This is a genomic window from Gracilimonas halophila (assembly GCF_042684365.1).
Lineage (GTDB): Bacteria > Bacteroidota > Rhodothermia > Balneolales > Balneolaceae > Gracilimonas > Gracilimonas halophila.
The window spans coordinates 158093-176016 of sequence record NZ_JBHULI010000003.1; the positions used below are offsets into that span (position 1 = coordinate 158093).

Annotated in this window: 17 protein-coding genes and 1 other RNA gene; 10 read left to right on the top strand and 8 right to left on the bottom strand. The window is 42.5% G+C overall.

Going from position 1 to position 17924, the window contains the following annotated elements; genetic code table 11:
• Positions 1 to 117 precede the first annotated feature (117 nt).
• On the bottom strand, positions 118 to 636 hold the full coding sequence (locus ACFSVN_RS03440) for a hypothetical protein (protein ID WP_390298655.1): 519 nt from the start codon (positions 634 to 636) through the stop codon (positions 118 to 120).
• Positions 637 to 646: 10 nt separating this feature from the next.
• Entirely contained in the window at positions 647 to 2617 is a 1971-nt protein-coding gene (locus tag ACFSVN_RS03445) for an ABC-F family ATP-binding cassette domain-containing protein (protein WP_390298657.1), read from the bottom strand.
• 358 nt (positions 2618 to 2975) lie between these two features.
• Here ACFSVN_RS03445 and gldC point away from each other — a divergent pair, with 358 nt between their 5' ends.
• Positions 2976 to 3305 carry a gliding motility protein GldC gene (gene gldC, locus ACFSVN_RS03450; protein WP_390298660.1) on the top strand — a complete coding sequence of 110 codons (330 nt, stop codon included), beginning with the start codon at positions 2976 to 2978 and terminating at the stop codon, positions 3303 to 3305.
• Between the two features lie 6 nt (positions 3306 to 3311).
• On the opposite strand, the gene amrB is transcribed toward gldC, so the two are convergent.
• Together amrB and nth are read right to left on the bottom strand one after the other, a co-directional pair.
• Positions 3312 to 4568, bottom strand: a complete 1257-nt coding sequence (gene amrB / locus ACFSVN_RS03455) for an AmmeMemoRadiSam system protein B (protein ID WP_390298663.1) — start codon at positions 4566 to 4568, stop codon at positions 3312 to 3314.
• A 700-nt stretch (positions 4569 to 5268) separates the two neighbouring features.
• Positions 5269 to 5973: an endonuclease III gene (nth, locus tag ACFSVN_RS03460; RefSeq protein WP_390298666.1), complete on the bottom strand. Its 705-nt coding sequence runs from the start codon at positions 5971 to 5973 to the stop codon at positions 5269 to 5271.
• Between the two features lie 200 nt (positions 5974 to 6173).
• On the opposite strand from nth, the gene ACFSVN_RS03465 reads away from it, so the two are divergent.
• Entirely contained in the window at positions 6174 to 7631 is a 1458-nt protein-coding gene (locus ACFSVN_RS03465; RefSeq protein WP_390298669.1) for a glycine--tRNA ligase, read from the top strand.
• 1 nt (position 7632) lies between these two features.
• On the opposite strand, the gene ACFSVN_RS03470 is transcribed toward ACFSVN_RS03465, so the two are convergent.
• Positions 7633 to 8370 carry a tetratricopeptide repeat protein gene (locus ACFSVN_RS03470; protein WP_390298672.1) on the bottom strand — a complete coding sequence of 246 codons (738 nt, stop codon included), beginning with the start codon at positions 8368 to 8370 and terminating at the stop codon, positions 7633 to 7635.
• Positions 8371 to 8635: 265 nt separating this feature from the next.
• On the opposite strand from ACFSVN_RS03470, the gene rpmH reads away from it, so the two are divergent.
• The 7 genes from rpmH (at position 8636) to ACFSVN_RS03505 (ending at position 15273) form a co-directional block, all read left to right on the top strand.
• Entirely contained in the window at positions 8636 to 8794 is a 159-nt protein-coding gene (rpmH, locus tag ACFSVN_RS03475) for a 50S ribosomal protein L34 (protein ID WP_103664365.1), read from the top strand.
• Positions 8772 to 9203 (top strand): ribonuclease P protein component, encoded by a 432-nt coding sequence (locus tag ACFSVN_RS03480; protein ID WP_390298675.1) that lies wholly within the window; start codon positions 8772 to 8774, stop codon positions 9201 to 9203. The genes rpmH and ACFSVN_RS03480 overlap by 23 nt, the downstream gene beginning before the upstream one ends.
• A 12-nt stretch (positions 9204 to 9215) precedes the next feature.
• Entirely contained in the window at positions 9216 to 11021 is a 1806-nt protein-coding gene (gene yidC, locus ACFSVN_RS03485) for a membrane protein insertase YidC (protein ID WP_390298678.1), read from the top strand.
• Positions 11022 to 11191: 170 nt separating this feature from the next.
• Positions 11192 to 11995, top strand: coding sequence for a type I restriction enzyme HsdR N-terminal domain-containing protein (locus ACFSVN_RS03490; protein ID WP_390298681.1), 804 nt, complete (start codon positions 11192 to 11194; stop codon positions 11993 to 11995).
• Positions 11996 to 12074: 79 nt separating this feature from the next.
• Positions 12075 to 13412: an aminopeptidase P family protein gene (locus tag ACFSVN_RS03495; protein ID WP_390298684.1), complete on the top strand. Its 1338-nt coding sequence runs from the start codon at positions 12075 to 12077 to the stop codon at positions 13410 to 13412.
• Positions 13413 to 13556: 144 nt separating this feature from the next.
• The gene (ispH, locus tag ACFSVN_RS03500; RefSeq protein ID WP_390298814.1) at positions 13557 to 14777 is read left to right on the top strand and encodes a 4-hydroxy-3-methylbut-2-enyl diphosphate reductase; all 1221 of its coding nucleotides are present in this window, start codon (positions 13557 to 13559) and stop codon (positions 14775 to 14777) included.
• 76 nt (positions 14778 to 14853) lie between these two features.
• The gene (locus ACFSVN_RS03505; RefSeq protein WP_390298687.1) at positions 14854 to 15273 is read left to right on the top strand and encodes a secondary thiamine-phosphate synthase enzyme YjbQ; all 420 of its coding nucleotides are present in this window, start codon (positions 14854 to 14856) and stop codon (positions 15271 to 15273) included.
• Positions 15274 to 15276: 3 nt separating this feature from the next.
• Here ACFSVN_RS03505 and ACFSVN_RS03510 read toward each other — a convergent pair whose 3' ends face one another.
• The gene (locus ACFSVN_RS03510; RefSeq protein ID WP_390298692.1) at positions 15277 to 15852 is read right to left on the bottom strand and encodes a DUF2179 domain-containing protein; all 576 of its coding nucleotides are present in this window, start codon (positions 15850 to 15852) and stop codon (positions 15277 to 15279) included.
• 170 nt (positions 15853 to 16022) lie between these two features.
• Here ACFSVN_RS03510 and ffs point away from each other — a divergent pair.
• An RNA gene (ffs, locus tag ACFSVN_RS03515) (signal recognition particle sRNA small type) lies at positions 16023 to 16123 on the top strand.
• An 85-nt stretch (positions 16124 to 16208) separates the two neighbouring features.
• Here ffs and ACFSVN_RS03520 read toward each other — a convergent pair.
• Together ACFSVN_RS03520 and ACFSVN_RS03525 are read right to left on the bottom strand one after the other, a co-directional pair.
• Positions 16209 to 16757 (bottom strand): DUF2911 domain-containing protein, encoded by a 549-nt coding sequence (locus tag ACFSVN_RS03520; protein WP_390298695.1) that lies wholly within the window; start codon positions 16755 to 16757, stop codon positions 16209 to 16211.
• Between the two features lie 21 nt (positions 16758 to 16778).
• Positions 16779 to 17879 (bottom strand): amidohydrolase family protein, encoded by a 1101-nt coding sequence (locus tag ACFSVN_RS03525; RefSeq protein ID WP_390298698.1) that lies wholly within the window; start codon positions 17877 to 17879, stop codon positions 16779 to 16781.
• Between the last annotated feature and the right edge of the window lie 45 nt (positions 17880 to 17924).

Consider the following 17924-nt stretch of genomic DNA (forward strand, 5'->3'; position numbering starts at 1 on the left):
ATTATTTTTGATCGATGTTCAGAATAATGAATTGCATGAATTGAGAGTTGGTTAATTAATTTTCGGTTGCACCGAATAATTGAGAATATCAACACTTCAACGTTCAATGTTGAATATTCACTGTTCGATATTCTCCCTCTCAACCCATCGCAGATCATTCCGAATAAAAGTTACAAAAGTAAGCAGGTTTTGGGCTTGCCAAAAGTCTTGTAAATCGTTGATGGGATCTTGATAAGAGAACGAGCGAGTGGTATCTCCGTTAAAAACTTCAAAATTATATACCCGGCGCGGTAGCTCAGCTGAATTAGGGACCCAGCCTTCTATCTCATTTTGAGGTTCTATTTCATAGATGTTCAGAAACTGAACAAATGCATCAAAGTCGTTCCAGGAGCTGTCCCTGGTAGAAACATATTCGTTGTTCACCACTTTTTCGCCGGATTCATTTAAGGTATAGGTGGTGAGCTCCCCGGTCCAGACGGTGTCAGTTTTTACAAAGTCAAAGTAGACAGCCTCATTAATATTCAGTGAGATACGCTCATTGATGATGGGATCCGGCTGAGCGATATTCTCCGAAGAAGAACATCCCAGGCCAAATAAAATTAACCCTAAAAAAAGATTGTAAATAAGATACTTCATAATCAGATTTCTACTCGCTGCTTACCTCTTGCTCAACCACTTCCAGACGTTGCTGAAATTCTTCCCACTTTGAATATCGGTCTGTAAGGTCGGATTTGAGTTGGTCATATTCTAATGAGAATTTTTTTACTTTTTCCTCATCATCATAAAAATCAGGTTGAGCCATGGCCTCCTCTATTTCCACCTTACGGGATTCCATTTGCTCGATCTCTTTTTCCAGAGATTCAATTTTCTGCCGGATGGGTTTGGTTCTTCGGCTGATCTCATTCCGGCGTTCGGCCTCGACCCGGCGCTGTTCCTTCCTTGAAAGCTGATCGTTTTTGTCAGCCTCTTTTTCGGCTGCCACAGATTCAGCTTTTTTCTCCTGCTCTTCCTCCTCTTTCTTTCTGGTGAGATAATAAGAGACATTTCCAAGATACGTTTTGATGTATCCCGGCTGAACTTCAAGTACTTTATTTACAATAGGGTCGAGAAAGGCCCGGTCGTGAGATACAATGATACACGTGCCTTCGTACTGCTGAATAGCCTGCTGAAGGATATTCTTACTGCTCATATCCAAATGATTGGTCGGCTCATCAAAGATGAGGAGATTAGCAGGAGAGAGGAGCATCTTGGCAAGGGCAAGCCGGCTTTTTTCTCCCCCGGAAAGCACCTTCACCTTCTTAAATACATCATCACCCTGAAAAAGAAAGCAGCCGAGAATGGTTCTTAAACGACTTTCTTTTTGGTTTGAACCCGAATCCATCAAAGTTTCGAGGGCATTCTTTTTGGGTTCGAGTTCATCTGCCTGATGCTGAGCAAAATAATTTACGGTTACATTATGACCTTCAATGCGATCTCCTTTTTGGAATGGCTCATTCCCTGCCAGTATGCGGATCAAGGTTGACTTACCGGCTCCGTTTGGCCCCACAATGGCCACTTTATCGCCGCGTTCAATTTCATAATCGATACCTGAAAAAACCTGGTACTCGTCATAGCTTTTGTGCAGGTCTTCGAGCTTCATCACTACCTGACCGCTTCGCGGCGGTTCCGGGAACCGAAATGAAACGTTATTCTGCTCGTCCTCAAGCTCGATCTGTTCCATCTTCTCGAGCTGCTTGATCCGGCTCTGCACTTGTCGGGCCTTGGTAGCTTTATACCGAAAGCGATCAATAAACTCCTGCGTTTCCTTGATCTGCTTTTCCTGATTTTTCTTGGCATTCATGAGCAATTCCCGCTCCTCCTCCCACTTTTTCTCATAAAAGGAATAGTTGCCGGCATAATCGGAAATATCGCTACTACGCAAGGCCAGCGTCCGGTTGGTGATGGTATCCAGAAAAGCCCGGTCGTGAGATACCACAACCACGGCTCCTTCATAGTTATTTAGGAAATTCTCCATCCATTGGAGCGATTCTATGTCAAGGTGGTTGGTGGGCTCATCCAAAAGGAGATATGTAGGGCGGCGAAGGAGTAACTTGGCCAGCGCAATTCTCATCAGCCAGCCTCCGCTGAATTCTGAGGTATTACGATGGAAATCCTCTTCACTGAATCCGAGTCCCATGAGGACTTTTTCAACTTCTGAGCGCAATTCATACAATCCTGAAGCTTCCAGCTCTGTCTGTAAAATCCCGTAGCGTTCCATCAGCTTCTCATATTCCTTCGACTGCGGATCAACTTGAGATAATTGTTCCTGAATGCCTTTCACCTTCATCTCCAGCTCGAATAATTCAGAAAAAGCTGTTTCCACTTCCTCCAGAACGGTAAGGGTGAAATCGGGATCAACGCCATCCTGTGGGAGATATCCCAGTGTTTCTTCATTAGCAAGAGCCACGGATCCATCATCCATTTCCTGAATGCCCATGATGATCTTGAGCAGGGTAGATTTCCCTGCTCCATTCGGGCCAACCAGTCCAATGCGTTCGCCGGGATTGATGAAAGTACTGACGCCGTCCAAAAGTTCGCGGTCGCCCAAATGCAATGTGATGTTTTCGAGTGCTAACAAAGTTTGATGAATGTCTGTGTGAAAGTGAAGCGCTAAAAATATGGATTAATTGGGTGTAGAATGAAATTAATCTATAGCTTTTGTATCAGGTTGTTTGATTTAGGTAACGGTAGTATTGGCAACCCTAAGATCCCCGCCTGATAGGGGGATGATGGGGCCTTAGTTGATTGCCGCTCTGTAGTTTCCAACCATCACATATATCCCCCCTGGTCATTCCCGCAAAGGCGGGAATCTTATAGTTGATCGCGATTCAAAAACCTGAATCCGGCTGTGCGTTATAACCAATACTGAGTAAAATCAGTCATGATTTAACCACAGAAACCCTTAGTTTTAGATAAAAGTAAAAAATCAGAAACCTATGCAGAAAAAAGAGATCAAGATCACCGTAGAACTGGACGATAAAAATGTGGCGAATAACATCGCATTTAAAGCCGATGACATGCCCAATGTGGATGCCGTTAACTGTCGCGCTATGTTGCTTTCCTTTTGGGATGCCCACAACAAAGACACCCTTAAGCTTGACCTGTGGACCCGCGACATGACCGTGGACGAAATGAAGATCTTCTTCCACCAAACCCTGGTGACTATGGCCAATACCCTCCATAATTCTATTGACGACGAACGCATTGCCGGCGACATGCGGGATTTTTGTGATTACTTCGCCGAAAAGATGGAGATTAAAGAGTAACTAAAATTAAGTGTACAGGATACTTCCAAAGCTTACCCCGCTTTCCCTTTCAGTTTCATCCCAGATGTCATAGGTAAGGATCTCACCCTCAAGTTTGGGAAAGATATTCAAGAAAGAGTACAGCGGGGGATATCCGCAAATGCGATAGGGATCATATTTTCTACTCATCAACTCAAGCATTTGTTGGGCTGAACCGGATGCTCCGAGATCCAGAAAAGATTCATCAAAATTCCGGATGTCTTCAAACATTTCCTTAGCCGGTTTTTCGTCCCCGAATTTCTTCCCAATATGTGCCAGATCTCCACTGATCAAAAAGAAGGTGTCTTCTTTATCCCCGAATAATTCTGCAAGCAATCCGCTGAAGTTTTCAACCTGTTGTCCCTGAAACCCATCAGCTTTGTAGAAAAGCTCATCAAGACTGCCAACCACGATCGGGATCATTGAAAAATCATGATCCCAAAGGTGATTGATGAAAATGAGATGCTGCTCAATACTGTGTTCGATCCGATGCGCCCGATCCTGAAAAGTGACACCATAATGTTCTGAATCATCTCCGATTTGCTCCCGGATCTTCTGAATGCTGTCCCGGTCAGCATTTACCGTTCCGTTTACCATTTTGAAATCTTTTAAGGAGATCACAAACGGTCGCTCTTCATAAATATCAGGATACAACCCCGAGTAGTGGGACGTTGCCAGTATTACAATTCGTTTGGGTTTCAGGTCCTTAATTGCAGAGAAAGCTTTCACATAACTGTTGAGGCCAAACCGAAGATCGATATGGGGCGCATACAGTGCTCTTGCACTTTTAACCGGTTCCGAAACAGGAAGTTTCTCAAAAGCTTCATTAAGAAAATGCTTCATTTCTGCAGGGTCGTCAGGATAGGAAAGTCCTGAGGTGATAGAATGATGGATATCAGACTTCTCATATTCGGCTTCCATTTTCTGGGCGTGCTCTCGAAAATATTTAGAATGTAGAAGAGCATTTTCATCTAAAAACTGTACATATTCCAGGATCTGCTCTTTGGTGACTCCCTCACCACTGAATTTTAAAATATCTTCTACACTCCGGCTCCCATCAAATAACGAAAAAATAGTTTGAGCCGAATAAGGCACCGCAAAATCGGAGGTAGCATATCCGTATTGATCCTGAAAATACAGAAAAGTCTCTCCATCCTGCTTTATGGGAATGATCTGCACATCAAACCGCAGCGGCGGGATAGGATCGGTATAGGAGGCGAAGATCGAATTGGTTTTTTCAGTCACAGTAGAAAATAATTTGTAAGGAATTAGTTTGAACGTGCTCTAACTATATAAACAAGCAAAATATTTACCGTAGGGGCGAATCGCATTCGCCCGATGTAATAAATGATCAGAAAAATAAATCCCTACAAACGTAATCGAAAATCTATTCGTCTGCAATGTTATGATTACAAACAACCTGGTCACTATTTTGTGACGATTTGCACCTATAAAATGAAGCATATTTTTGGAGTAATATACAACGGATACATGATTTTGAACCATTATGGCGAAGTTGCTAAAAGAAGCTGGATGAATACGGAGAATATTAGATCAAATATCAAATTGGGTAGTTTTGTGATAATGCCTAATCACATGCATGCCATATTTCAGATAGTAGCCGCCGAAAAAACCGTAGGGGCGTATTGCAATACGCCCCTACCTCGAACATTTAAATCACCATCAAATTCTGTTGGGGCAATCGTTAGAGGTTATAAATCAACGGTTACAAATCAGATCAATCAAATTCGGAAAAGATCTGTACCAAGAATATGGCAAAGGAATTATCACGAACATATTATTCAAGATCAGGAATCTCTGAATAAAATTTCGGAATACATTGATATGAATCCGCGGTTATGGGATAAAGACAGATATTACAGATAAAACTATATTTGTTGGTTTATAAAAAGGGCGAATGCGATTCGCCCCTACAATAATCAGGTTAATTGTCTGCTCTCATCTTCTGGCATTTGCAATTTATACCATAATTCTTGCACAGGGGATGATCCGGCGCTTCTGAAATCTGGGCTTTGCAGGGGCCGCGACCATGGTGGATCATCAGGTGCGACAGATCCGTCCAGCTTTCACGGGGAAATAAGGCCATAAGGTCCTTTTCAATTTTGTTGGTGTTCTTTGTTTCTTTGGTGAGGCCAAACCGGTTTGAAAATCGTTTTACATGGGTGTCCACTACTACTCCAACATTAATTCCAAAGGCATTTCCCAAAACTACATTCGCGGTTTTTCTTGCAGCGCCACGCAGCTTTAACAAGTCTTTCATATTCTTAGGAACTTCCCCGTCAAATTCCTCCACCAGTATCTGAGAAGTTTCCTTGAGCGACTTTGCTTTATTTCTATAGAAACCGGTTGATCTCACCAATTCCTCCAATTCCTCCAGCGGAGCGTCTTTCATTAACTCAGGAGTAGGATAAGTTTCGAAAAGAGCAGGAGTAGTTTTATTTACACGAACATCGGTGCATTGTGCACTCAATATAGTGGCGATCAGCAGCTCGAAGGGATTTCTATGATTCAACTCACAATGCGGATCCGGATAATACTTATAGAGCTCATTCAAAATTTCCATCGCTCGCTCTTTCTGCTTCTTTGATTTCTTAGGGAGCTTCGGAAGTTCATTTTTCTCTTTCGCCATATTTAGTGGTCAGTTTTCAGTAAACAATTATCAGTGCAGTTGAATGTAGGGTTTTGTGGATAGATACGCATATAGGTTTAATGTTCAATTTTAAATGTTAAACGACTTTTGATTCATTTAACATTTAAAACTATCTCACTTAAAATTTTCCTTATCTTTGACGCTCAACGAATTTAGAATTGTAAACACCACACTCACACATGTCGAATTTAGACAACCTGGACAAAATTGTATCACTGGCTAAAGCTCGTGGCTTCATCTTTCAATCTTCAGAAATTTATGGCGGACTTAGTGCCGTTTATGATTACGGACCCCTCGGTGTAGAGCTCAAACGAAATATCCGTGACGCCTGGTGGAAAGAGATGACTCGTCGCCACGATAACATTGTTGGGATTGATGCAGCTATTTTTATGCATCCGAAGGTATGGGAAGCCAGTGGTCACGTGGGTGGCTTCAACGACCCCATGATCGACGACAAGCAGTCCAAGAAACGTTACCGAGCGGATATGATCATTGAGCAGCACATTGAGAAGCTGCGGAAAGATGAGAAGCATGAAGAAGCCAACGCCATTCAAGAAAAGCTTGACTCCTGCGGTTCACGCAAAAGCCTGACCGAAGACCTGTATGAGATCATCATAGAAAATGAGATTCGTGCACCGGAATCCGGAGCTTTTGACTGGACAGAAGTACGACAGTTTAATCTGATGTTTAAAACACAATTTGGCTCCACTTCCACGGAAGAAGATGGGGTTTATTTACGACCGGAAACGGCACAGGGTATTTTTGTGAATTATAAGAATGTACTTGATACGGCTCGTGTAACAGTGCCTTTTGGGATCGCCCAAACAGGAAAAGCTTTCAGAAATGAAGTGGTTGCCCGGCAATTTGTCTTCCGCATGCGTGAATTTGAGCAGATGGAAATGCAATATTTTGTGAAGCCCGGTACCGACGAAGCTGAGTACGAAAAATGGCTGGAAAAACGACTTGAGTGGCATAAAATGATGGGAATCAGGGAAGAGAATTTACGAACCGCTCCCCATCCGGAAGATAAGCTGGCCCACTATGCACGAGCCGCAGCCGATATTCAATACAAGTACCCAATTGGCTGGCAGGAAGTAGAGGGGATCCATAACAGGACCGATTTTGACTTGAACCAGCACGCTGAATTTTCAGGTAAAAAGATGGATTACTACGACCAGAAAAATCAGGAACGGTTCACCCCGTATGTGATCGAGACTTCAGTGGGGCTAGATCGCCTCACCTTGATGGTACTTTGCGATGCATACCGAGAAGAAGAAGTGGATGGCGATACACGTACCGTATTGAAAATGAATCCAAAGTTGGCTCCGACTCAGGTTGGGATCTTTCCGCTTATCAAAAAAGACAAGCTGCAGGATCTCGCACACAAGATCGAAGAAGATCTGCGCGAAGAGTTTTCGATACTGTATGACGAATCCGGTTCTATTGGAAAACGCTATCGCCGGCAGGATGAAGCAGGAACTCCATTCTGTATCACCGTAGATTTTGATGGGGTAGAGTCAGAAGGTGAAGATACGGTTACCATTCGCTATCGGGATGATATGAGTCAGGAAAGGATCCCGGTATCGAATATCGCGAATGTGATCAGAGACGGAATGAAGAGCTGGAAGCCTGAATAATTCAGGAAAGTTCTTCAAGTAATTTCTTCGCACGTTGCAGGTTCCACTCATCGATCTGATTCTGAGGGGATTCCTGTACAACTTGCTTAAGAGTATCGATGGCTTTTTGTTTTTGCCCTGAGCGATCATAGTGTTGGGCTAGGTCAAACTTAAAACGAATAGCTTGATCCGGCTTCAACTCAAGTGCCTTCTTGATGTGTTCTTCTGCTTTTTTATTTGATGCTCCCTCAGGTATTCCCCTGGAAAAAAGTCCTGCTGCAAAACGCTGGGCAGACCCTATATTGGCTATCTTGCTGTTCCAGACACCAAGTAAATGCCATGCTGGACCATAATCGGGGAGTAATTGCACGGCTTTGTCAGCATGTTCTTTAATGATATGTGATTTCTCGATACGTGTGCCTGAACTTGAAATGTCAGACATACGTCCTTGAGCTACAGCATATACAAAATGAGAATAGCCTTTGTCGGGATAGAGTTCTAAGGTTTTCTCAGCAAAGTCTAAAGATCGTTTATAATAGTTTTCCTTTTCTCTTTGCAAGTCCATACGGAACCCAATACGTGCATAAAGCAGTGCGGTATGCCAAAGGGCATCAAAATGTTCGGGATCTTTCTCAAGCACTTTCAGGTAGCTTGCCAGCGATTCTTCCTCTTTGGCTTCTTCAAAATAGTCTGCCGCCTTACACGCTATGGAATCTGCTGTAATGGAATTTTGGGACTTAACAAGATCAGGAATGCTCAAACAAAGTATGAGCGCCAGACAGAAATTTTTATTTAGTATATGTTGAAGCATGAAAGGACTCACCAAATAGTTGCAATGTTTTTAATAACTTATAAAAAATTGAGAAAGTAAATAGTTAACTTGGCAAAGCTTATAAATAGTGATTTGTAGCAATAGGATTAAAAAGTGAGGATAGTGTAAATAATAGTTCTGTTTTTTGGGAGATTCTCTTTATATTTAAAGCCTTTTTCGGATAAGAAATTGAACGCATAAAATATCCCGATTCATGAAACGCACGTATCAACCAAGTAATAAGAAGCGCAAGAACAAACACGGTTTTCGCGAACGCATGTCTAGTAAAAACGGACGCAAAACCATTGCGAGCCGTCGCAAGAAAGGCCGTCATAAGCTAACCGTTAGTGATGAGAGAAAAGGAGCTAAGTAACCTTACGGATTCTCCTGAGCGTAGATTTACGTTATCAAAGTCACATATTTTACGTGGCCGGCGAAATTTTGAGGAACTCTTTTCAGGTTCCTCAATGCTCAGGTCACAAAACGTAAATCTTCGCTATACCTCCTATCCCAATGCCGACAAAAAGATCCTTGTTGGCTTTATAGCTCCTAAAAAGATCGGAAAAGCGGTGCAGCGTGTCAGAACCAAGCGATTGCTGCGTGAAGCTTACCGGCTCAATCAACACATCATAACCGGATTGCCCATAACAGCTGATATAGGATTACACTATGCTTTTATGGCAAAACGCGCAGATCTCACCTTCGAAGCGGTACAGCAGGAAGTTATTTCATTGTTGAAAGAACTGCGTGATCGATTGTTGTCAAAAAATTCACCCTTTTAAAACGCACTACTTTTGGATAAGAATACAGCCACCGGATTTGTTTTAATTTTTTTCCTGATGCTGGGATGGTTTTATTTTACCATGCCTTCCGAAGAACAATTAGCACAACAACGGCAGGAACAAGCTCTTCAGGATAGCCTTGCACGTATTGAACAAAATCAGCAGGATTCTTTAGATCAACTTGATGAAGCTGAGGCTGAAGAAGAGGAGCGGAGCGAGCCATCCATAAGTGAAGATGTGGATGATGTACCTGAAGTAAGAGGGTTATTCGCAAACAGTCCGGTTTCTGAACAAACTGAAATTGAGGTCACAACCCCTCTTTACACCGTTACGTTTACAAATCGCGGTGCAGGTCCAAGTTCTTTTCTACTAAATCAATACAACACCTGGGATGGCCGGCCGGTTCAGCTTATTGATGATACCACACGATCGGCGTACAATATTGGATTCTTATCCACTGAAAATTACAATGTAGAAACTCAAAACATTCTATTCCGTCAAGTTACGCAGGGGAATTCCATTAATATTGCTTCCGGTGAACAACGGGAAGTCCGCTATGAGTTGGAGCTTGAGGATGGCCGTGAAGTTATCATCACCTATTTATTGAATGGTAATAACTACGAAATTGATGTTGATGTCCAGTTTTCAGGACTTCAGGATTATGTGATTGGCGGTGATGTTGATTTTGGCTGGACCGCACCTCTGAATTTCACCGAAAAGGATCCTACACAGGATGCACTTGAAACGGCTGCCTATGTATATGCCGGCGGTGAACTCGAAAAATTTAAGCTGGATGAAGCCGGACGTAACGAAACTACGATCAATGGTAACATTGATTGGGTTGCTACTAAAACTAAATTCTTTACACAGCTGATCAAGCCATTATCCCAAACAGATGCTGCATTACTTACAGGAGAAGTTACGGGGGCTATTGATAATCAGAATACAGATCACAGATATACATCTTCTATCAGAACAAACCTTGATGATCAGGGTAGCACCTCTTTTCGACTCTATCTTGGACCTTTAAAATATCGTGAAGTTACCAAAGTGGACGAGCATGCCTATGATATGGTTGATGTGGGTTGGAGCTGGTTACGCTGGTTCTCCGATCCTTTTGTTCGCTGGATGGTGATCCCATTCTTTGAATTTATGTCACGATTCACTGCTAATTATGGGATCATTATTATTGTATTTGCTTCTTTGGTGAAACTGGTGCTGTCTCCTCTTACTTACAAGAGTTACAAAAGTATGGCGGCGATGGGTGAGCTTCAGCCTCAAATGAAAGAGATACAGGAGAAGTACAAAGACAATCCGCAGAAGCAGCAAAAAGCGACCATGGATCTGTATCGGAAGAACAAGGTAAATCCGCTCGGTGGTTGTTTACCCAATCTATTACAGTTCCCGATCCTCATCACTTTATGGCGCTATTTTCAGAATTCAATTCAGATCCGCCAGGAAGAATTTCTATGGGCGGGTGACTTATCGGCACCTGATTATATACTGAATCTTCCATTCGAGATTCCATTTTTGGGTGACCAGATCGCAGGCTTTGTATTATTGATGACGGCTGCTATGATGGTACAAAGTAAACTTACCGGCGGAATGAGCGGCGGTGGCGGAAGCAGCCCTATGGCAGGACAGATGAAAGTGCTTCAGTACATTTTCCCGGTCATGTTGTTGTTCATTTTTAACAACTTTGCAGCAGGACTGAGTTTGTACTACCTCATATTCAATGTGCTTTCCATTATACAGCAGTTCTTCATCAAGCGCAGTTTGCATGGAGATAAAGACGGGAAAGAAGTAGCTAAAGCTTAAGTTTTACGATTTGAAGTTATGTGTTAACTTACCCGTTCACGCATAACTTCAAGATCATTTTGCTCAGTAAAGCCCTATCACACTTTCCTCAATTTCAATTCCGGGACGGAGAAAAACGTCTTCGGAATCCTATTCTTAAAAAGACATTTGTAAATCTGCCCGAGGAAAGGGTGCGCCTCAAACTCATCGACTTTCTTACGATGGAGGCAGGAATTTCGAATTCACGCATTTCTTTTGAAAGTCCGGTTGACCTGCCCGGAGACAAGTCCAAATCCCGAACGGATATCATTTGCTATGATAAGGACTTTAAGCCGCTTCTTTTGGCAGAATGTAAAGCTCCGGACATTAAACTTGATGAAAAAGCTGCTATTCAGGTGGCAAGATACAATCAAAAAATAGGAGCACCTTTTGTATTGGTAAGCAATGGAGTTTTAGATTTTTGGTTTAAAATTGAAGGGCCACAGATCATTCCGCAAGAGGAAATACCCAAACCTTTCACCCCAGATAATCAAGTTCAGAAAACACTTATGTATTGGCAGGAGCGGGCGTTTATTGGGGAAAAATTGGAGAATGAAGCATTAGCATTTGCTACAACTTCTTGCAGGAAACTTTTTGGTGATCCGCATCAACCCATAAAATTTTTGAACTTTGAGGGATTTCCGAAAGAGTTTGCTCTCAGTCACTATTACCGAATTTTTGGGATAGGGGAAGGTGTAAAAATTGGAGTCAGTATAGCTGCCAATTCTAATGGTGGTACCAGATTGAATGTTGTGCTGAATGAGGGAGGAGCAAATACTGCTTTCTTAACAACTTCCCTGGAACGGCTTGCGGAACAAAAAAATAAGAGCACGGAAATACATTCATCCAGTGGTAGATCGGAAGTTGAATTAGCCAATGAAACCGGCTTCGGTCTCGACATAAATATCGAGGATCTGGTGGAAGAATTTTACCGCCTGTTGCTTCAATATTCCTAAGCCGTTTGGTCGATATTCATTGGGTATTTCTGTATCCTTCAGGTCCTAAAAATCATTCCCAACCATTTATAAAAGACCAATGATGCATCAAAAACACCGCGAAAAGCTATTCTCACTATTTGATGACGGACAACAAGGTGCCGTTTTTATTCAGGGTTCTGAGATCCTGTATCGAAATGAAACGGATTACGAATACCCTTTTCGTCAGGAGTCCAATTTCTGGTATTTAACGGGTGTGAATGAGCCGGAATGTGCGTTGATTCTCGACTTAAAGACGGAAGAATATCATCTTTTTGTTCCTAAAAGAGATGCTCAATTTGCAGTGTGGCACGGGTATGTGAAATCACAGGAAGCATGGCAGGAGCAGTATAAGCCGGATCATCTGCATTATACCAATGAAATATTGACGGTGATGAATGAGATCAAACCGGATAAGGTGTATTGTCTGAATGATCTCGATGCCGAGCTGATCGAAGACCTGGATCGTGGGTTTGAAGCCGATATCGAAACCCTTCAGGATGCACTTACTTACTGCCGTGTCATAAAAACGGATGAAGAGCTGGAATACATGCGTAAGTCAGCTAAGGTAAACAATCTGGCTCATACTGAGGTGATGAAAGCCATTAAACCCGGGATGTATGAATATGAACTAAAGGCTTTGTTTACCAAGATCCAGTACGAACATGGGTTACAGCAAGATGCCTATAATGGGATCTTCGCCGGTGGGAAAAACGGCGCTATCCTTCACTATGTAGAAAACACAAGTCAGATTAAAGATGGAGTCCTGTTTTTATTGGATGCCGGACATGAGTATCAAGGCTACGCTTCCGATATCACCCGAACCTATCCTGCCAACGGGAAATTTACTGATCTGCAGGCCGGCGTATATGATGCGGTTTTGAATGCACTTAACAGTACGATAGAGAAAGTGGAAACGGGTGTGAAGATGGAAGACCTGCATATGCAGGCTGCCCGAACCATGATGGAAGGGCTAAAAGATGTCGGAATTGTAAAAGGTTCAGTGGATGACATGATGGAGAACGACATTTTTGCTCTGTTCTTCCCTCATGGATTGGGACACTTTTTGGGACTGGATACACATGATGTTGGAGGTTACCCGAAAGGAGTGGAGCGTATCGACCGTCCGGGAATTAAGTTTCTGCGAGTTCGCCGCGACCTTCAGCCGGGAATGGTCATCACTATTGAGCCGGGTGTTTATTTCATCCCTGCATTGTTGATCCCGGCACTCGAAGACGATATGCAATCAAAATTCCTGAATGCCGATAAGATCACGAAGATGTACGAATTCGGAGGAATTAGAATTGAAGATAATATTGTGGTCACGGATGAGGGGTATGAAAATCTAACAGATGTACCTAAGGAAAGAGACGAGATCGAGAAATTGATCAGTGGGTGACCAAACTTATTATCGGATATATTGGTTACATATATAAATCAAAGTGTAACTTTGTGGAAGAACCTCAAATCGATTACACGATTAACGAATAACGCAACAAACGAATAACGAACATTGGCACGAAAGAAATTCGATATCCCTGAAATGTATCAGTCGCCAATAATCCGAAAGGTGAAAGAGGCTACCAAGATCATTGATCCGATGAAAAAGGACCTTGAGCCCACGCTGCTCGATTTTGGTCCGGTGCATTTCTATATTCCCCGTTTTTTCGGATTCTGCTACGGTGTAGAAAATGCAATCGATATTGCCTACCGAACAGTCACTGAAAACCCGGATAAGAATATTTATCTGCTCAGTGAGATGATTCACAACCCCACTGTGAATGAAGATCTTCAGAAAAAAGGAGTTAAGTTTTTATTTGATACGGATGGCACTGAACGCATTCCCATCTCATCTCTGAATTCAGATGATATCGTTATCGTGCCCGCATTTGGAACAACATTGGAAATTCAGGAGCGGCTTAAAGAAGTAGGTATCGATCCCTATCAATACAATACCACCTGCCCTTTTGTGGAGAAGGTTTGGAAGCGGGGGAAGCAACTTGGTAAGAAAGATTACAGTTTAGTAGTTCATGGAAAGCATCAGCATGAAGAAACACGTGCAACTTTTTCTCACAGTGCCGATCATTCTGAAGTGGTGGTAGTTCTAAATCCCGAGGAAGCGCGGATTCTTGCTGATATCCTTATAGAGGAAAGACCACTTTCAGATTTCGAAAAATATTTTGGCCATAAAGCTACTCCGCGATTCAATCCGTTGGAGGATATGGTACGATTTGGGGTTATTAATCAAACTACTATGCTGGCTACTGAAACTCAGGAAGTGATGGAGATTCTCCGTGAGGCTGCAATCATAAGATATGGTGAGGCAGATATCCTTGACCACTTTGCTGACACCACAGACACCTTGTGTTACGCTACCAATGAGAATCAATCGGCAACACTGGCTTTAGCTGAGACCGATGCAGATCTCGCGTTGGTTGTAGGGGGTTACAATTCATCAAATACCATGCATCTGGTTGAGATCCTTGAGCATAAATTTCCAACCTATCACGTTCGGGATAAAGGAGAGCTTTCTAAGGATAAGATCAACCATTTCGATCAATGGGATAAAGCGATGAAGGAAACAGAGAACTGGTTGTCAGGCTCAGAAAAGCCATTAAAAATTGCCCTCACTTCCGGGGCTTCTTGTCCTGATATTTTAGTGGATGAGGTATTACTTCAGATATTGGAATATTTTGAGGGAACCAAAGATGTTGATGAAGTCATTGCTCCATTTGAGGAGAAATTAGAAACGGAAGAAGCGTAGATTTTAAAACCGTTAATCGTTATTTGTTAATTGAGGTGCTTTTAACACGATTAACGAATCAACAAATAACAAGACCATGTGGATACAAAAAGAGATCAAGCTTACCCCCAAGTCAAGAGGATACCACATAGTTACCGATGAGATTCTTCGCGAAATTCCGAAGATCAAAGACATCAAAACCGGTATTGCACACATTTTAATTAAACATACCAGTGCCGGATTGACGATCAACGAAAATGCAGACCCTTCGGTACGCAGAGATTTTGAATCACACTTCAACCGGGCAGTTCCTGAAGACACTTCCCTTTACGAGCATACTTTAGAGGGAACCGACGACATGACTTCTCACATTAAAAGCTCGCTGCTTGGCTCATCAATTTCCATTCCTATCACAAATGGTAGTTTCAACCTGGGTACCTGGCAAGGAATCTATTTATGCGAGCATAGAAACCAGGGTGGGTCCAGAAAGCTGGTTGTTACGCTGAATGGGGAGTGAATATTATAAACCCTTTCGAACTCTCAGCAATCGGTCAATCGGACTTCGGCTATCGGGGTCAACGAGATGATCGTGATGTTTATTCGAGTATTTCACGTCTTCTGTAGAGAAGAATGCCTCAGAGTCTATTTCCTTAACGATATCAAATACTTTATTAAGTTTCTTTCTTTTGAGTACTGTGAAGATCACTTTTACATCATTGAAACCACCTTTGGCATCCATGCTCGTTACTGCAACTCCGGCTTCTTTAAGTGCTTCTATAATATCATGAGATTTTTGGAGGGTTATTATACGTACCAAAACGGTTCCAACTTTCATCTTGTCTTCAATATAAAGCCCTATAAAAGTACCTGCTGAGAATCCTGCTGCATAGGCAATGTAATTTACCCAGTGATCAAGGTTGGTAAGCAATTGTGCAACCACGATAACCCAGATCAAGACTTCAAAAAATCCGAGTATCGCCGACTCCCATTTGTACCCACGCGAGACCATAGTAATTCGCAGTGTACCTAAAGAAACATCAGCGATCCGTGCAAAGAAAATCAATAAGGGTAATATATAAGCGGGAAATTCGGGCATAGGAATAAATTTGAGTGAACTCCAAAGATATGAATATTGTGAACATCACCGAATAATACTCACAACAATAATTCAGGCTTCTCAAAAAGATAAAAAAATAGATCCGGAAGGTATAAATACACCAAAAAAGGCTTGATAGTGGAGGGTAATAACCCTTATCTTTAAGCCTTGGGCAAGTCCTATACAGCCAGCTCCCTTTGAACTCCGTCAGGGCAGGAATGCAGCAGCGGTAATTTGGTCGTAGCGGCGTGATATAGGTCGCTTGCCCATTTTTTATTTATGGAAATTTTTCCAATAAAAAACCCCGTACATGTTAAGTGTACGGGGTTTTTTAAATTTAAGCAGGGGTAATATAGTTACATGGTTTCAATAGGAACCGGTACTCGGGTAGTTCCCCAGTGAAGGTTTAAATGAGCTTTAGTATCAGACAGCTCATTGAAGTAGATCTCGAACCACTCCAGATTTGAGCCTTCACCAGGTTCAGCAGTAACACGAATGACGTCTTCTGCTTCATCATATTGCGTTCCCCAAGAAAGCTTTTCATTAAGAATGATCGTCCATTCGTCCATTCCAGGAATGGTATATAAAGAATAGGTTCCTGCCTCTACTCTTTTTCCTCCAAACATAACGTCATCAGAGAATGTTATGGCAGTAGATTCATTAGCTCCGGTTCTCCATACACTCCCAATGGGAGCCAAAGGAGTGCCATCACCAAAATAACCCCGTTCTCTAAGAGCCGGGCGACCATAGGTTATGGTGACTTCAGTTGTACCTATAGTTTGACTAACTGCAGCATTAGGACTGGCTCTGTTACTGTCATTTCCTCGCTCTTGAGCAAAGGCTGATTCGGCCATAAAAAAGAAGGCCAGTATTGGTATAAAAAGATATTTTATTAGTTTTTTCATTGTACCGTTATTTAAAGGTCATCAATTAGATTCAAACAAAGATTCATCAATGCCCGGTATTATTTTCAGGGCATTTTTATAATACACTTTTTTTAACACTTCATCGGGAAGATCCAATCCATACATTTGCCAAAAAGCATGGCGTCTTCGAAAATAATCAAAATACTCGTCGTCACTTTCCAATATCCTGAAATAAGTATGAAATTCTACGGGCCGGTAGGTGTCTTTCCCAAATAACAAACGATCCTGGTATTTGATAAAGAATTGCTTGGCAAATCTCGGCTGACGTCCAAGTTCAGCAATGATAGCAGCTGTCTCGGTATATACATTTGGAAATTCATCCAGATGATCACCAAGTCGGGCAAGGTCATTAGCCATCCAGCCGAAGTGTGCATTTATGAAAGTTGTTTCAGGGTGCTTACGAAATACATTCCACTGTTCCTGCATCACTACTTCCCAGCTGGGGTAGCGGGTTGAATCACCGCGGTGACGGTCAGGAAAGTTCTTCATTTCGAGCCAGCGTTCATTGGTATTATCGATCGGTTCCCAAAATTCAGCTGGTTCTCCGGTGTGAATGAGAACAGGTATTCCCAGTTCTCCGGCTTTGGCCCAAACAGGATCAATGCGTGGGTCGTCCGTTTGCACCCGGTTTCCATTGGAATCCAAAACAGTAAGCCCCAGATTCTTGAATATCTTTATTCCGCGTGCGCCATTATCGTAATCTTCCTGAAGTTGAGCGACAGCTCTTTCGGTCCAGCCCGGCTCGTCAATTTCATCAAAGTCAATGTTGGCGAAAACTACGAACCGGCCTGGAGCTTGTTCCCGGGCAGCATCTACCATTTCTTTTAAACTCTGACCGGATCGGCCGCTTAAATTCACCAATACTTTCATATTGAGGTCGTCCATCTCAGCAGTGGTTTCGGTAAGATCCATTGAAGCCATTCTCCAGAGGTGACTGTGAACATCTATAAATGGGAATTTTGCGGAAGTTACTTCCTCAGCAGGTACCACCAAGGTAGACTCAGGTTGATATTCCTCGAAAGTCATTGTGGTATCAGCTTCCTGAGCAAAAAGCATGTGTGTACATAGAGCGAAGAGTAGTAATAAGGATAATTTTTTCATACCTGAGTATAATCAATAATTTTAAGCTGTGTGAATGTACAGAGG

What these genes read in the sequence shown, in the direction of transcription:
- ispH (WP_390298814.1), top strand. Translation starts at nt 13,557, where the DNA reads ATGTATCAGTCGCCAATAATCCGAAAGGTGAAAGAGGCTACCAAGATC.
- gldC (WP_390298660.1), top strand. Translation starts at nt 2,976, where the DNA reads ATGCAGAAAAAAGAGATCAAGATCACCGTAGAACTGGACGATAAAAAT.
- ACFSVN_RS03520 (WP_390298695.1), bottom strand. Translation starts at nt 16,757, where the DNA reads ATGAAAAAACTAATAAAATATCTTTTTATACCAATACTGGCCTTCTTT.
- ACFSVN_RS03505 (WP_390298687.1), top strand. Translation starts at nt 14,854, where the DNA reads ATGTGGATACAAAAAGAGATCAAGCTTACCCCCAAGTCAAGAGGATAC.
- nth (WP_390298666.1), bottom strand. Translation starts at nt 5,973, where the DNA reads ATGGCGAAAGAGAAAAATGAACTTCCGAAGCTCCCTAAGAAATCAAAG.
- ACFSVN_RS03480 (WP_390298675.1), top strand. Translation starts at nt 8,772, where the DNA reads ATGAGAGAAAAGGAGCTAAGTAACCTTACGGATTCTCCTGAGCGTAGA.
- ACFSVN_RS03510 (WP_390298692.1), bottom strand. Translation starts at nt 15,852, where the DNA reads ATGCCCGAATTTCCCGCTTATATATTACCCTTATTGATTTTCTTTGCA.
- ACFSVN_RS03525 (WP_390298698.1), bottom strand. Translation starts at nt 17,879, where the DNA reads ATGAAAAAATTATCCTTATTACTACTCTTCGCTCTATGTACACACATG.
- ACFSVN_RS03495 (WP_390298684.1), top strand. Translation starts at nt 12,075, where the DNA reads ATGATGCATCAAAAACACCGCGAAAAGCTATTCTCACTATTTGATGAC.
- ACFSVN_RS03465 (WP_390298669.1), top strand. Translation starts at nt 6,174, where the DNA reads ATGTCGAATTTAGACAACCTGGACAAAATTGTATCACTGGCTAAAGCT.
- ACFSVN_RS03440 (WP_390298655.1), bottom strand. Translation starts at nt 636, where the DNA reads ATGAAGTATCTTATTTACAATCTTTTTTTAGGGTTAATTTTATTTGGC.
- rpmH (WP_103664365.1), top strand. Translation starts at nt 8,636, where the DNA reads ATGAAACGCACGTATCAACCAAGTAATAAGAAGCGCAAGAACAAACAC.